This is a genomic window from Tannerella sp. (assembly GCF_052170195.1).
Lineage (GTDB): Bacteria > Bacteroidota > Bacteroidia > Bacteroidales > Tannerellaceae > Tannerella.
In genome coordinates, this window is sequence record NZ_JBQNAZ010000013.1 from 31,383 (window position 1) to 46,643 (window position 15,261).

The 15,261-nt window shown below is 48.0% G+C and carries 11 protein-coding genes; 5 read left to right on the forward strand and 6 right to left on the reverse strand.

Annotated elements, in window-relative coordinates:
- Positions 1-152 precede the first annotated feature (152 nt).
- The 5 genes from hisS to ACTTKA_RS05540 form a co-directional block, all read right to left on the reverse strand.
- Complete coding sequence (gene hisS / locus ACTTKA_RS05520) at positions 153-1,523, reverse strand: histidine--tRNA ligase (protein ID WP_442724257.1); 1,371 nt, start codon at positions 1,521-1,523, stop codon at positions 153-155.
- Positions 1,524-1,526: 3 nt separating this feature from the next.
- On the reverse strand, positions 1,527-2,213 hold the full coding sequence (locus tag ACTTKA_RS05525) for a zinc metallopeptidase (RefSeq protein WP_442724270.1): 687 nt from the start codon (positions 2,211-2,213) through the stop codon (positions 1,527-1,529).
- Between the two features lie 110 nt (positions 2,214-2,323).
- Complete coding sequence (locus ACTTKA_RS05530; RefSeq protein ID WP_279172744.1) at positions 2,324-3,595, reverse strand: adenylosuccinate synthase; 1,272 nt, start codon at positions 3,593-3,595, stop codon at positions 2,324-2,326.
- Between the two features lie 34 nt (positions 3,596-3,629).
- Entirely contained in the window at positions 3,630-4,112 is a 483-nt protein-coding gene (locus ACTTKA_RS05535; RefSeq protein WP_442724258.1) for a Fur family transcriptional regulator, read from the reverse strand.
- Between the two features lie 44 nt (positions 4,113-4,156).
- Positions 4,157-6,217, reverse strand: a complete 2,061-nt coding sequence (locus tag ACTTKA_RS05540) for a dipeptidyl-peptidase 3 family protein (protein WP_442724259.1) — start codon at positions 6,215-6,217, stop codon at positions 4,157-4,159.
- A gap of 198 nt (positions 6,218-6,415) precedes the next feature.
- Here ACTTKA_RS05540 and ACTTKA_RS05545 point away from each other — a divergent pair, with 198 nt between their 5' ends.
- Both ACTTKA_RS05545 and ACTTKA_RS05550 read left to right on the forward strand, forming a co-directional pair.
- Complete coding sequence (locus ACTTKA_RS05545) at positions 6,416-7,849, forward strand: RapZ C-terminal domain-containing protein (protein WP_279172741.1); 1,434 nt, start codon at positions 6,416-6,418, stop codon at positions 7,847-7,849.
- Positions 7,846-8,595: a nucleotidyltransferase family protein gene (locus tag ACTTKA_RS05550; protein ID WP_442724260.1), complete on the forward strand. Its 750-nt coding sequence runs from the start codon at positions 7,846-7,848 to the stop codon at positions 8,593-8,595. The genes ACTTKA_RS05545 and ACTTKA_RS05550 overlap by 4 nt, the downstream gene beginning before the upstream one ends.
- On the opposite strand, the gene ACTTKA_RS05555 is transcribed toward ACTTKA_RS05550, so the two are convergent.
- Entirely contained in the window at positions 8,590-9,165 is a 576-nt protein-coding gene (locus tag ACTTKA_RS05555; RefSeq protein ID WP_279172740.1) for an RNA polymerase sigma-70 factor, read from the reverse strand. The two genes, ACTTKA_RS05550 and ACTTKA_RS05555, sit on opposite strands and share 6 nt — an antisense overlap.
- A gap of 122 nt (positions 9,166-9,287) precedes the next feature.
- Between ACTTKA_RS05555 and ACTTKA_RS05560 the strand changes: the two genes are divergently transcribed.
- The 3 genes from ACTTKA_RS05560 to ACTTKA_RS05570 are packed head-to-tail and all read left to right on the forward strand — an operon-like array spanning position 9,288 to position 15,249.
- On the forward strand, positions 9,288-10,304 hold the full coding sequence (locus ACTTKA_RS05560; protein ID WP_442724261.1) for a FecR family protein: 1,017 nt from the start codon (positions 9,288-9,290) through the stop codon (positions 10,302-10,304).
- 41 nt (positions 10,305-10,345) lie between these two features.
- Complete coding sequence (locus tag ACTTKA_RS05565) at positions 10,346-13,729, forward strand: SusC/RagA family TonB-linked outer membrane protein (protein WP_442724262.1); 3,384 nt, start codon at positions 10,346-10,348, stop codon at positions 13,727-13,729.
- 11 nt (positions 13,730-13,740) lie between these two features.
- Positions 13,741-15,249, forward strand: coding sequence for a SusD/RagB family nutrient-binding outer membrane lipoprotein (locus ACTTKA_RS05570; protein ID WP_442714285.1), 1,509 nt, complete (start codon positions 13,741-13,743; stop codon positions 15,247-15,249).
- The last annotated feature ends 12 nt before the right edge of the window (positions 15,250-15,261 follow it).

Sequence of the window (15,261 nt, forward strand, 5' to 3'; positions counted from 1 at the left end):
ATACCGTGCCAAATTCAATCTTCCCCTCCAATCTGTCACTTTTACCGACAATACGTCCGAAATTCAATCCAAGAATATGACAAGATGTCTCGTTCGGTTCTTTTTTGTCGGTCATTCGTTCCGCCGATGCTTCCGTTCACTTTTCGGAACGCTTATCCGCGCGCGAGCAGCCGTTCAATCAGTTCGTCCGTATCGACGGATTCCTGTTCGCCGGACTGCATATTCTTGAGGTTGATCTTCCCATCGACCATTTCGTTTTCGCCGACGAGGGCTACGAACGGAATCTTTTTCGCATCGGCATAGCCCATCTGCTTCTTCATCTTCGCCGCTTCGGGGTACAGTTCGGCACGTATGCCGGCCGCACGTACCCGTGCCATAACAGGCAACAGATAAGCCGCTTCTTTCTCGCCGAAGTTGACGAACATGACCTGCGTCGTTTTGAGCGAATCGGCCGGATAGAGGTCGAGCTGGTTGAGCACGTCGTAGATCCGGTCTGCTCCGAACGAGATGCCGACCCCCGACATGCCGTCCATCCCGAACACACCCGTCAGATTGTCATACCGACCTCCGCCGGTGATACTGCCGATCTCTACATCGAGGGCTTTCACCTCGAAGATGGTACCGGTATAATAGTTCAGTCCGCGCGCCAGTGTCAGGTCGGTTTCGAGCGTGGCCGCAAGCGGCAACGTCTCGATATGATTCAGAATATATTCCGTTTCTTCAATCCCTTTCAGACCCGTCTCGGATCCGGCGAGCATCTCTTTGAGCACGGCCATTTTCTCGCGGTTATCGCCTTTCATAACGATAACAGGTTGCAACTTCGCAATCGCTTCTTCCGAAATACCCTTGCTCCGCAATTCGTCGTTAACGCCGTCGAGACCGATCTTATCGAGCTTATCCATCGCCACGGTGATGTCCGTGATTTTATCCGCCTCACGGATCATCTCGGCAATACCGGTCAGGATTTTGCGGTTGTTCATTTTAATACACACCCGTATGCCGAAACGGCGGAACACTTCGTCCATGATCTGGATAAATTCCACCTCGTTCAGCAACGAATCCGACCCGACTACATCGCCGTCGCACTGATAAAACTCCCGATAGCGGCCTTTCTGCGGCCGGTCGGCACGCCATACGGGCTGTATCTGGTAACGCTTGAACGGAAACGAGAGATCGTTGCGATGCTGCACGACAAAGCGGGCGAAGGGTACGGTCAAATCATAACGTAACCCTTTCTCACAGGCTTTGGCCGCAAACTTCAGGGCGTTCTTTTCGTGCAGTTCCTCGTCCGTAAATCCCGCCAGACAATCGCCGGAATTCAGAATTTTAAACAGCAAACGATCGCCCTCTTCGCCATACTTTCCCATTAAGGTGGAGAGATTTTCCATGGCGGGCGTTTCAATCTGTTGAAAGCCGTAGAGATGATAAACGTCGCGAATCGTATTAAATATATAGTTGCGCTTGGCCATCTCTTCGGGCGAGAAGTCGCGCGTTCCTTTCGGAATAGAAGGTTTCTGTGCCATTCGTTAATTTCGTCTTCCTCCTAAAAAGATCAGGATGTAATACAAAAGAGTCGCCAGCGATCCGAGTGCGGCAACGACATACGTATAGGCTGCCGAGCGCAACGCGTCTTTGGCCATTCCGTCCGTCTGATAATTCGTGATACCGGCTGTTTTCAGCCATGCCAGAGCACGACGGCTGGCATTGATTTCGACGGGCAGGGTGATGAAGCTAAACAGCGTCGTCACGGCAAACAGGATGATGCCGATCAGCAGCAGCTGCGGAAAAGCTTTCAACATCAGCATGCCTCCGAGCAGTACCCACTGCACGATATTGGAAGAAAAGCTGACGACAGGGACAAGCGCCGAACGCATCTTAAGAGGACCGTAAGCCGTTGCGTGCTGTACGGCGTGCCCGCATTCGTGTGCCGCTACGGCAGCGGCGGCAATGCTGTTGCTTGCGTAGACCGGTTCACTGAGGTTCACGGTCTTATTAACCGGATTGTAATGATCGGTCAGTTGACCGGCCACCGAGATCACCTTCACATCCGTGATACCGTTTTCGCGCAGCATCTTTTCCGCCACCTCTCTCCCCGTCATGCCGTTGGGCATCGGGATTTGAGAATACTTTTTAAACTTGCTCTGCATCCGGGCCGATACAATCCAGCTGATGACGGCAATGCCGATAAAGAGCACCCAATATAAAGAATACATAGTCATCGTTTCTACAATTGAAGTTAATACTATATCATCACCGGCTCTGATGCAAAAACAGTGCCAGTCGACAAAATGTCAGTTACCTGCCGAAAACGCATGCGGGAAAATCACTCGGTATACCGGATAATCGTCTGTTCGCGGTCAGGTCCTACGGATACGATCTTGATGGGAACACCCAGCTCTTCTTCAAGGAAAGAGAGATAGGCATTAAACTCTTCCGGAAATTCGTCTTCACTTTTCATTGTTGTCATATCTGTTTTCCATCCGGGCAGCTCCGTATAAACAGGAGTAGTTGATGTTTCCGTCACTTCAAAGGGGAAGCGGGTCACCTCCTTCCCATCGATCCGATAGGCGACGCATGCCTTGATCGTATCGAACGTATCCAGCACATCGCTTTTCATCATGATAAGCCGGCTAACACCATTGATCATAATCGCATACCGCAACGCTATGAGGTCGATCCATCCGCAACGACGTTTACGCCCGGTAACAGAGCCGAATTCGCATCCGCGCTGACACATCTCTTCGCCCGTTTCGTCTTTCAACTCCGTCGGGAACGGACCGCTTCCGACACGCGTACAATAAGCCTTGAAGATGCCGTACACCTCGCCAACATTTCGCGGAGAAATGCCGAGTCCGGTACAACAACCGGCACAGACGGTATTCGATGACGTAACGAACGGGTAAGAACCGAAGTCGATGTCGAGCATCGTGCCTTGCGCCCCTTCGGCCAGTACCGACTTGCCCTCGGTCAGGTATTCATTGATCTCATGTTCGCTATCGATCAGTTCGAATTGCTTCAGGTATTCGAGTGCTTCGAACCACGGTTTTTCCAGATCGGCTATATTGTATCCGTAGTTCATGGCACGCAGCATATTTTCATGACGGCGTTTGGCTTCGGCATATTTCTTTTCAAAATCATGGAGAATATCCCCGACACGCAACCCGTTACGGCTGATCTTATCCGTGTAGGTCGGGCCGATGCCTTTGCCGGTCGTACCGATTTTACCGGTGCCTTTGGCCGCTTCATTGGCCTGATCGAGGATTCGATGCGTCGGCATGATCAGATGGGCTTTCTTCGAGATACGCAGCTGTTTCCGGATATCGTATCCGCTGGCGGCCAACGCCTCGGCTTCTTCTCTGAACAATAACGGGTCGAGCACGACACCGTTTCCGATGATGTTGATTTTACCGCCCTGGAAAATACCGGACGGAATGGAGCGCAGGATATATTTCTTTCCTTCGAATTCGAGCGTGTGCCCGGCGTTCGGGCCTCCCTGAAAACGTGCGACCACATCGTAAGACGGTGTCAATACGTCAACGACCTTTCCTTTACCTTCGTCGCCCCATTGTAAACCTAAAAGAACATCTACTTTCATCTTCTTATATTATTTTTGTTTGTTTTTCCGTTTCTCACGTAGCGACCGACTTTTTGCTCCGGTGTGCTATCCGGAATTTGCATTTCGAACAAATCCCGTAAACATAGAGCGAATGATACTCGTACGTGAACCGCGGAGTACGTAAACGCGATACTCCGTCCGAGAGACGTTCGTCTTTGATTTCCTTGACCGCCCCACAGTAACTGCATATCGCATGGTGATGGGTTGCGGCTGCATCGTGCAGCTCGTACTGTACCAGTTGCGCGGTGAATTGATGACGGATTACGATATGCGCATCCATGAGGGTCTCGATCGTGTTGTAGATGGAGGCCCTGCTGACATGGAAATGATCGTCGTCAAGCTGTTTGTGCAGCATCTCGACATCGAAGTGCCCCTGAATCCGGCAGATATGATCCAGAATCATGAAACGCTCCGTTGTTTTCCGCATCCCTTTCTCAATCAGATAGCGTGAAAACCGAGCTTTCATTTTCTCGAAGTCATACAGGTCGGGAGTCATTTCTTTTTCTTATCGTTTTTAAGTAAACAATCAATCCGTTAATCTTAATTATATGTCGGCAGGAAGGAATATTCCTTGCTATACCGCAGCATCTGCTCTATATACCCTTCGGTATAATCGAGCGTAATATCGATCACTTCGCCCTGTGCATTCTTAACTTCCTTCATGACCGGATTGACAAACCCTTTGTATGGAGCGAGGTTCAGACGCTGATAGCGTGCCAGCACCTCATCGTGAAGGGCCCGGTCTACTTTAACGCCATACGTTTCCACCAATTGCTTGCCGGCATTGAAATCACCTTCGCTCTTGATGCGTTGAAGCTCCGCCAGCAGCTCGCCGAAGAGCGTCCGCAACTTTTCGTAGTCGTTAATGGCAACGAACGTCTTACCGTCACGTTTCTCGAATGAGACGACATTGTCCGGCTTCCCTTTTTCGTAAGCCCAGCGGGCAATAAGCTGCCGGTTTCGCATGTGTGCCTCTTCGACGTCTTTGCCCGACTGTATGCGCACAAGCTGAGTCATCAAGCCATTCATAAGATACTTGTAATATTCGGCCTTGTAAGCTTCGGGATCGCTCAACAGCCCCAGTTCGAGCAGTTTTTTATCGGCCAGATAGTACAGCGCAAAAATGTCGGCGCGCGCCTCTTCAAGGGTTGAGCTGTATGCTCCGAGCGCATTCGGGTCTGTGCCTTCGAGCAGCTGTCCCGAGCCGTGTCCGAGGCACTCGTGCAGGTCGGTATGCAAGTTGTCGGTAATGAAACCGTATTGCTCGATCCGTTCGCGTTCCGCATCGTTGATCACAAACTCTTCCTTGAATCCGTTTCCTTTCGCCGCTTTGTCGTAGGCCTCCGTGATATTCTCGATCGTCACCGACTTGGAGCCGTAGTGCTTGCGTATCCAGTCCGCATTCGGCAGGTTGATACCGATCGGCGTTGTCGGGTAACAGTCGCCTCCAAGCATCGCCACGGTGATCACTTTCGCTGTGATACCTTTTACTTCTTCTTTCTTAAAACGCTTGTCCATCGGCGAATGGTCCTCGAACCATTGCGCGTTTTCGCTGATGATTTTTGTACGCTTCGTCGCTTCCCGATTGATGAAGTTCGTAATCGACTCCCAGCTTGCTTTCATGCCCAGCGGGTCGCCGTACGTCTCCGTAAAGCCGTTGACAAAGTCTACTTCCGACGCAAGGTCTTTCACCCAGAGGATGGCATAGGCATCGAACGTTTTGAGGTCGCCTGTACGGTAATATTCGATCAGTTTCTCGATAACGGCTCTCTGTGCGTCATTCTCGGCAAAGGGCACGGCCTTTTGCAACTCGTCGACGATGCGTTCAATCGCTTGCGTATACAATCCGCCAACTTTCCAGACCTTTTCAACGAGCTCGCCGTTTACCTTAGCCAGCCGACTGTTGAGGCCGTAGGAGACAGCCATCGTATCGTTCGGGAGACGCATGCGGGCATAGAAATCTTCCGCTTCTTTCTGTGTGATGCCGCCCTCATAGTAATTATTCGCCGAAGCCAGAAGGATATCGCCTTCACCGCTCTGTACGGTCCGTTTGGGCATCACCTTCGGATCGAAAATGACCGGCGTGATTTCTTCAAGCCACTGCTCCACGCTCTGTCCCTCGCGAAGCGGTAAGCGGGCCGCATCAACCTGACGGATACATTCCGCAAAGAATTCCGGCGTAAGACCCGTCGGTTCGAATTTGTCTTCGGCATAATGATGGTGGATACCGTTAGCCAGCCATACGCGTTTAAGGTATGTTTCCAGCGCCTTGAACTGCGCGTCGTTCCGATCGCCTTTATATTCCTGATAAACGGCTTCGAGCGAGCGGCGAATAGCAAGATTATAACGGCAATTCTGGTCGAACAGCATATCGCGGCCCATCAACGCGGCTTCCGAAAGATGATAAAGCAACTGTTTTTGTTGCAAAGTCAAGGTTTCGAATCCGGGGACTTCGTAGCGAAGTATTTCGATGTCGGCAAAACGATCGACCGTGTAGTCGATCTCCTGCTGTTTTGCAGCTTCATCATGAACAGTCTGCGATTTGTTGCCGCAGGCAGTAAACAGTACGGTTGTCATAAGTGATACAATTAACTTTTTCATCGAGTTATTATTTTCAAGACGTGCAAAGTTAATGATTAATTTGGAAACATCCGTTTTTTCGTAACCATAAGCAGATGTTTAAAAGGAGCTGCCGCCTTCTTACCGCATGTCTCACGCCCCCTGTCCCAACTTCTGCTGTTGAAAAACATACAGTCCGTTTTCTTTTTCCAATAATTTGCCGTACCTTCGTGTCCCGTAATGATAACAGATGAATTAAAACGACTATATCGCCTGCAAACCGGTACGGAGGCAAGTGAAGTAACAGAACTTCCTTCGTCAGGTTCGAACCGGCGTTATTTCCGGCTGGCAGGCAAGACCTCATTGATCGGGGTATGCGGTACCTCTATCGAAGAAAATGCAGCTTTTATCTATATGGGGCATCATTTCAGGCAGCAGGGATTGCCTGTTCCTGAAATCTACACCCACTCCGACGACAAGCGTTTCTATCTGCAGGAAGATCTCGGTGACACGCTGCTTTTTCACGCCATCGAAAAAGGACGGCAGAGCAGTGTCTTCAGTCCGGAAGAGCGGGCATTACTGAAGAAAACGATCCGGATGCTGCCGGCGTTTCAGTACACCGGTGCACAAGGCTTCGACTTTTCGCGATGCCATCCGCAGCCCGAGTTCGACAGCCGATTGGTCATGTGGGATTTGAATTATTTCAAATACTGCTTTCTGAAAGCCACCGGTCTCGAATTTCAGGAGGCGCGACTCGAAGACGACTTCCAACAGATGTGCCGTATGTTGTTACGCGACTCGGAAGAGACTTTCCTGTACCGCGATTTTCAGTCACGTAATGTGATGATCAAAGACGGAGAACCCTATTTCATCGATTTTCAGGGAGGACGCAAAGGGCCGGTCTATTACGATGTAGCCTCGTTTCTTTGGCAGGCCAAGGCGCGGTATCCGAACGAGCTACGGGAAGAGCTGCTCGGCGAATATATTCAGGCGCTCCGAAAATATACGGACGTGAATGAAGCAGCGTTCCGTAACCGACTCAGACAATTTATATTGTTCCGCACCCTACAGGTATTGGGGGCGTATGGGTTTCGCGGCTATTTCGAGAAAAAACCTTATTTCATTCAAAGCGTACCGTATGCGTTAGAGAATCTGCGCGAACTGCTACACGAAGATTATCCGGAATATCCGTACCTCTGCACTATTCTGAAACAACTGATTCAACTGAAACAGTTCTCGGAGGAACACCGCAAACGCATGCTCGAAGTAAAGATCGTGAGTTTTGCCTACAAAAAAGGAATCCCGAACGATCCGAGCGGCAACGGCGGAGGCTTTATCTTCGATTGCCGGGCCATCAATAACCCCGGCAAGTACGAACGATTCAATCATTTCACGGGTCTGGACGAACCGGTTATCCGTTTTTTGGAAGACGATGGTGAAATCACTGCTTTCCTCGGCCATGTATACTCGCTCGTGGATGCATCCGTCAAACGATACATAGACCGTGGATTTACGAATCTGATGGTTTCTTTCGGATGTACGGGCGGACAGCATCGTTCCGTCTATTCAGCCCAACATCTGGCCGAGCATTTACATCAGAAGTACGACGTTAAAGTGCGGCTGATCCACCGTGAGCAGAACATAGAAGAAACTTTTGAGCCCAAAGAGAAATGAAAGCCATGATTTTTGCCGCAGGGCTCGGATCGCGTCTCAAACCGCTGACCGACGAGACGCCTAAAGCATTGCTACCCGTCGGCGGGAAGCCTATGCTCGAACATATTATCCTGAAGCTGAAAGCTGCCGGATTCACCCATCTCGTCGTCAACATTCATCATTTGGGCGAACAGATCATTGAGTTCCTCACCTCAAAAAGTCATTTCGGGCTTCACATCGATATCTCGGACGAACGTAACTATCTGATGGATACCGGAGGCGGAATCAAACAGGCACAATCGTTTCTGAAGGGCGACGAACCGTTTCTGGTGCATAATGTGGATATCTTCTCAAATGTCGATCTGGAAGCGCTCTATCGTCATCATCTGACATCGGATGCACTGGCCACGCTCGTGGTAAGCCACCGCCAGACCGCACGCCGACTGCTCTTCGGGCAGAAAAAAGACCATCGTCTCTACGGCTGGCGTAATCGCAACACAGGGGAGGTACGCTCGCACTATCCGCAGTTCGACCCGTCGAAATACTTGGAATATGCCTTCGGAGGCATCCATGTCATCTCTCCCAAAATCTTCGACCTGATGGAAGAATGGACCGGCAAGTTTTCAATCATCAACTTCTATCTTTCAGTCTGCGCCAAAGCTCCGATCTGCCCCTACGTGCAGGACGGCCTTCGCCTGATAGACATCGGAAAACCCGAAGCACTCGCCGAAGCGGACACATGGCTGCGCGATAACGGGTTGTTATAAAACGAGGAAAAGAATCGGCAGCAAGTCTTTTAACTCCACCCTTAATTGTTTTAAAGCTTGCTGAATACGATAATCAACTGTTTTGGGCGATACATTCAGCCGCTCAGCAATTTCTTTATACGTAAGCTGATGGAAGCGATTTAGCTCAAAAGCCTCGCGATAACTTTCCGGAAGACGCGTCAAAGCCTCTTCGATCCGTCGGGTCAACTCTTCGTAGTCGTAGAAATCGGGATTTTCGAAGTGCGATGACATCTTTTCATGGACGACATGGTACACTTTTCGTTTCAGCTCATTGCGATCAATTAAAGAAAGACAACGGTTACGTACCGCACGGAACAAATAGTTCTTCAGCGACGTTTCAAACGAAACCTGCCGCCGGTTTTCCCACAACCAGACCATAACATCCTGTACTACTTCTTCGCCATCTTCCGGCTCGATAAACTGCCGCGTATAGGCCCATAGCACCGGATAATATTTTATAAAAAGTGCATCAAAAGATTTCCCGCATCCGTGACGGATTTGCAAAAAGAGTGTTTCGTCCGATATTCTATAACCTTTATCCTTTCTCATGTTCTTATTTCTTTCACAAAAATACGATAAAAAGACGAAGAAGAATCTTAGCTTCCCTAAAAATATCCCTCCCAACGAACGAGCAAGTTTAGGATATTTGACATGTAAACCGTCTTCATAATATGGAAACAGGGAATAAGATCGATGAGGCGACTTTGCTGGAATATCTTTCCGGAAAGATTTTCGGAAAAGAAAAAGTCGATGTGGAAACATGGATTGCACAATCGGAAACCAATGAGCAACTGGCTCGCGATATACATTATATCTATTACAGTACAGAGGTATTGAGGACAATCCGTGAAGCAAAAACGATAGAAGCGTTGAGAAATGTCCGTCGCAAAATCGTATGGCGACGTCTGAGCACGGTCGGGCGATGGGCACAAAGGATAGCCGCTGTTTTATTCATTCCGCTCTTTTGTGTGCTACTTTACCGGCATCTCCCCGAAAAGACAACCGGAAATGTAGAACTACACACTTCTCCGGGCATGGTGGCAACAACCACTCTTCCCGACGGGAGCATGGTCTGGCTCAATGCTGACTCACGCATAACTTATCCGAGTGTATTCACAGGTGACTGTCGGGAAGTCGATCTTGAAGGCGAAGCATATTTCTCGGTACGTAAACATCGCAACCGACTGTTCATCGTACACACCTCTTCCGGAGCAAAGGTCGAGGTACTAGGCACGGAGTTTAATCTGGAAGCTTATCGGAAAGATGAACTAGTCAACGCCACGCTGGTTTCCGGCTCTGTTCGCTTCACGTACCCATCGGGCGATCACGGAGAAGCGTCTATCGTGCTGAATCCGAACGAATATGTCCGATATAACAAAACGACAAAGCATTTAATTTCCAATACAATAATCCCCGAAACACAGACTGCTTGGAAAGACGGTTTGGTCATCTTCCGTAACACCCCGTTCAAAGATGCGTTAAGAATCCTCGAAAAACGTTTTAACGCTCAGTTCGATGTAAAAAACAATAAATTATACGAACATTCGTACACCGGACGCTTCGACACGCAACAACTACCGCTTATTCTGGAACATTTCCGTATCTCTTCGGGTATTCGGTATCGAATAATCGAGCCGGAGAGGAAGGAGGATGCCGCACAAGAGAAAACAATCGTAGAGATTTTTTAACACAGATATTATAATCATTTACCCAAAAACATGAAGAACGTATGAAAAACAAGCAAACAAACCGGAAAATCAGGCGCGGAATCCTGTCGTGCCATTTGTTACAGCGCAAATTACAAGGGTTTGCGTTGATAACTTGCCTGTTGCTCTGCGCAGGAGGAATGCGAGCGGCGGAAAACTATGGACAATCGACGCTCCTAACACTGAATGCACAAAATCGCACGATGCAGGAGGTCTTGGACGAAATCGAGCGACAGTCTGAATTCCATTTCTTTTACAACAACCGTCGGATAGATATGGCGCGTGTGGTCACCATTAAAAGCGAGGGAAGAAATATCTTTTACGTATTAGACCGATTATTTGCCGACATGGACATTCAGTACAAGGTGCTGGACAAAAACATCATCTTATCTCCTAAAGAATTATCGGTAAAAACGGTAGTACAGGATGACAAGCGAAAAGTTGTGACGGGCATCGTCATGGATGCATCGAACACGCCAATCATCGGAGCAAACATTATCGAAAAAGGCACGGCGACAAATGGCACTGTAACAGATCACGACGGACGATTCGCCTTATCTGTCTCCAATCATGCCTCCCTTATTGTTTCTTATATCGGCTATCACACGCAGGAACTTGATACACGAAATAAAACGTCGTTTACCGTCGTGCTGATTGAAGATACGAAAAGTCTGAGCGAAGTAGTGGTAACTGCTTTAGGTATCAAACGAGAAGAAAAAGCGCTCGGCTACTCGGTGCAGAAAATCGGAGGGGAGGCGCTCTCTGCCGTGAAAGGGACCGATGTGGCATCCAGTCTGACGGGTAAAATTGCCGGTCTGGCTATTCATAACAGTTCCGAGATATCGGAAAAACCAAAGCTTATGTTGCGTGGGGAAAATCCGCTGATTGTGGTAGATGGTGTCGCTTATGGAAATATAACTCTACACGATCTCTCGGCCGAAGATATTGAAAGTATCGATGTACTGAAAGGTGCAACGGCTTCAGCCTTATACGGTGTGCGTGGTCGTGCAGGCGCCATCATGGTCACAACGAAAAAAAGCGGTGAGTCCGGCATACTGACTGTCAATATTTCGAATCATACAATGGCCGGAATGGGCTATCTGAAAATCCCGAAAGCACAAACGTCGTACAGTACGGGAAACTACGGACAATTAGAATACAACAGCGGTTATGTATGGGGAAACTACATGGATGGTCGCGAAGTAAAACAGTATGACCCGCTGACGATGGAACAGCAAATGATGCCCTTGCTACCGAGAGGAAAGAACAATATCTCGAACTTCTTCCGCTCGGGTATTATTACCAATACAAACGTGAGTATTTCGCAGGCCGGCAAACTGGGAGGTTTTCGTATCTCGGGAACACAAGTTCACGAACGAGGTTCCTATCCTAATACAAGCCTGAATAAATATATTCTGACAGGCAACGGCAACATCACATACAACAACTTTAAAATTGACGCCAGCTTCTCTTATAAAAAAGAAAAAGTGCCGAATATGCCAAGAGTCAATTACGGCAATGGCAATATCTTCTATAACATGTTGATATGGAGCGGAACGGAGTACGATGTATTCGACTACAAAAATTACTGGAAAGTCAAAGACCGGAAGCAAAACTGGCCTTTCGAAGCATGGTATGATAATCCTTACTATATCATGAATGAGCGGATTCATCAGCAGGATAAAAATCTGTTTACAACGAACGTTACGCTCTCATACGATTTTATGAAGAATCTCTCTGTCATATTCCGTTCGGGTTTCGATAATTACAACAATGATGAGGACTACCGCCAGTCGATCGGTGACAGCGGTCAGAAACGCGGATATTACAGATATGAACAACACGACGGATCCAGTTTCAATAACGACCTCATCGTGAAAGGAGATTATTCCCATAACGACTTTGGTATTGATCTAATCGCCGGTCTCTCGTCTTACTGGTATAAAACCGTTTCGTTCACAAGTAATACTCGTGGCGGGCTTTCAGTGCCGGGATTCTACTCCCTGAACGCTTCGGTAGAACGACCGAACGTTTCGAAAGAAATAAGTGAGAAAGCGCTCTACAGTATCTATGGAAAAGCAGGTCTATCATGGAAAAGTACGATCTATCTCGACATCACCGGACGTAACGACTGGTCGTCAACACTCCCTTCTTCTTCAAGATCTTACTTTTACCCTTCCGTATCAGGCAGCATGATCCCGACAGCTCTCTGGAATCCGGTCGAAGATATCCTGGACTTCTGGAAAATCCGCGCCTCGTGGACAGTAGCCAAAAGAGATCTGGAAGTGTATGAACTGAACCGGATATATTCTGTAGAAACAGATGTGTGGAACGGATTGTCTACTGCAACATATCCGACCACCTTGCGTGATCCGAATATCAAGCCCGAAACGGAATCGTCCTTTGAGTTCGGTACAGACTTCCGTTTCTTTAATAACCGGTTAGGATTCGATTATACGCTTTTCAATCGGCTACGCTACGACCGACTGATCTCATCCAAAATATCGACAGGCTCAGGCTTCGGACAAATCACAACGAACACTGCAGAAGAAATCCGGCAGCGAGGCATGGAGTTTACTCTCAGAGGTAAACCTGTCGTGAATCGCGACTTCACATGGGAAGGAGCATTGAATGCAGCATTTTTCCATTGGTATTACGACAAACTCGATCCGGTGTACAGTTCGAAAGATCCCCGCATCAAAGAAGGAGAACGTTACGATAAATTCTTCTACTACGATTGGGAACGCGATCACGAGGGAAATATCGTTCATCAGGCAGGGTTGCCTGTCAAGAATAAATATCAAAGTGTGATCGGAAACAGCGATCCGGATTTGATCCTGGGTCTCAGTTCCAGCTTCAGATATAAAGATTTCAATCTGAGTATCTCATTAGATGGTCGTTTGGGAGGTATGATGTATTCATGGACAGAACAGGCATTATGGCATGCAGGATCACATCCGGATAGTGATAATCAGTGGCGCTACGACGAGGTAGTGAACGGAAAGCAGAATTACGTCGCCCCAGGTTCGAAAGTAGTGAACGGATCTGCCTCATACGATGCTTATGGTCGGATGCTGCAAGATACCCGTACATTTGCACCGAACGATATCCCCGTATCATACCAGAGCTACACCATGGTTTATAATGAAAATCCGTGGGATCACCAGCCTCGCCAGAATATCCTCGATGCCTCCTTCGTCAAGCTGCGCGAAGTGGCGCTGAACTATTCCTTCCCTGCCCCACTCGCAGATAAACTACTTATGAAAAATGTGCAGATCGGCATAATCGGGCAAAACTTGTTGATGTGGAGCAAAGCGTTCAAGTATTCAGACCCGGATCGCGGAAAAGAGAACCTGAACTCTCCGACCACCAGATATATCGGTTTTAATATTCATTTGACATTATAATACCTATCATTATGAAAAAGATAATTTATCCCTTACTCTCCGTCATGCTGATTGCTTGCGGCGATTTCAACGATATCAACTTGAATCCGGATACACCGACAATGGTGACTCCCGATTTTTTAGCGACAAGAGTCATTCTCAATACGACGGACAGCCCGGCAAGCAAATGGCTATTTGGCGACTCGTGGCTGATGAAGTCTACCGGCTTTACCGAACACATGGAATGGTATATGTACAATAAATTCGAACGCGGCAATTACGATGCTTATGCCTATTTGATTGACACGAAGAAGATGGTAGAGCTGGTACGTGCCGATCAAGGCATGGCAGAAAACAAAAAACAGGCCTACGAAGCGCTGGATTATTTTATGCAGGCGCTAGTTTTCTATAACGCTACCATGGCTATGGGTGATGTTCCTTGTTCGGAAGCCTTGAAAGGGGAATCCGAAGGCATTGTTTCGCCCCAATATGATACCCAGGAAGAGGTATTCGGAATCATTCTGAAAAACTTACAGAAATCTTCCGAGCTATTCGGTTCGGCTTCGGCATTCGATGGTGATTTTATTTATAACGGGAATCCGGTCAAATGGCAGCGTGCAACGAACAGTTTCATGTTGCGTGTACTGAACATGTTAAGCAAAAAACAGACCGTGGCCGGTATTGATGTACGCAACCTGTTCGAGAAAACAGCTGCCTCTCCTCTTATCGAGAGCGAAGCCGACAGTTATCAGCGCACATACGATGCCGGCAAAAGCAGTCAGTGGTATCCGTTCTACCATGAGAAACAGAACTTCTGGCCATATCCTGTTTTCACTTCGTTTTTCGTAAATATGTTGAAGGACTTACAGGATTACCGCCTCTTCTATTTTGCAGAACCGGCGAAAGCGTTGACTGCTGACATGTCTTCTTTCGATGCATACAGTGGTGTAAATCCCGTGCTGGAATACGGACAGATTCAAGCCGAATTCGCTGCCGGAAAACATTCTACGATAAACAAACGTTATCACCGTATGCCACAGGGCGAGCCGGTAAAGTTCATCGCCTACACCGAGACTCAATTTATCTTGGCCGAAGCAGCTTTGCGAGGATGGAAGATACCCGGCTCGGCCAAGGAGCATTATGAAAAAGGAGTCCGTGCCGCCATGAAATTTACGGCAGAACATACTCCCGAAGCATATCGGCACGGAAGAACGATAGATGATGCGTATATCGACGGATATTTAAAGGGTAAAGCTGCATTTAACGAGACAGAAGGGTTAAAACAAATTATGATTCAGAAATATATAGCATCGTTCGTACAGTTACCGTTTAACTCATATTACGATTATCGGCGTACGGGCTATCCTAAATTGCCATTAGATCCGGCAACGAATATGAATGAAATCAAAACACAGTATCCGGTGCGATGGATGTATCCTGAAAACGAATATGAACGCAATAAGGAAAATGTAGAAAATGCAATAAAACGTCAGTTTAACGGAACAGACACCCCAAACGACGTTATGTGGTTGTTAAAATAATACACAAATAAG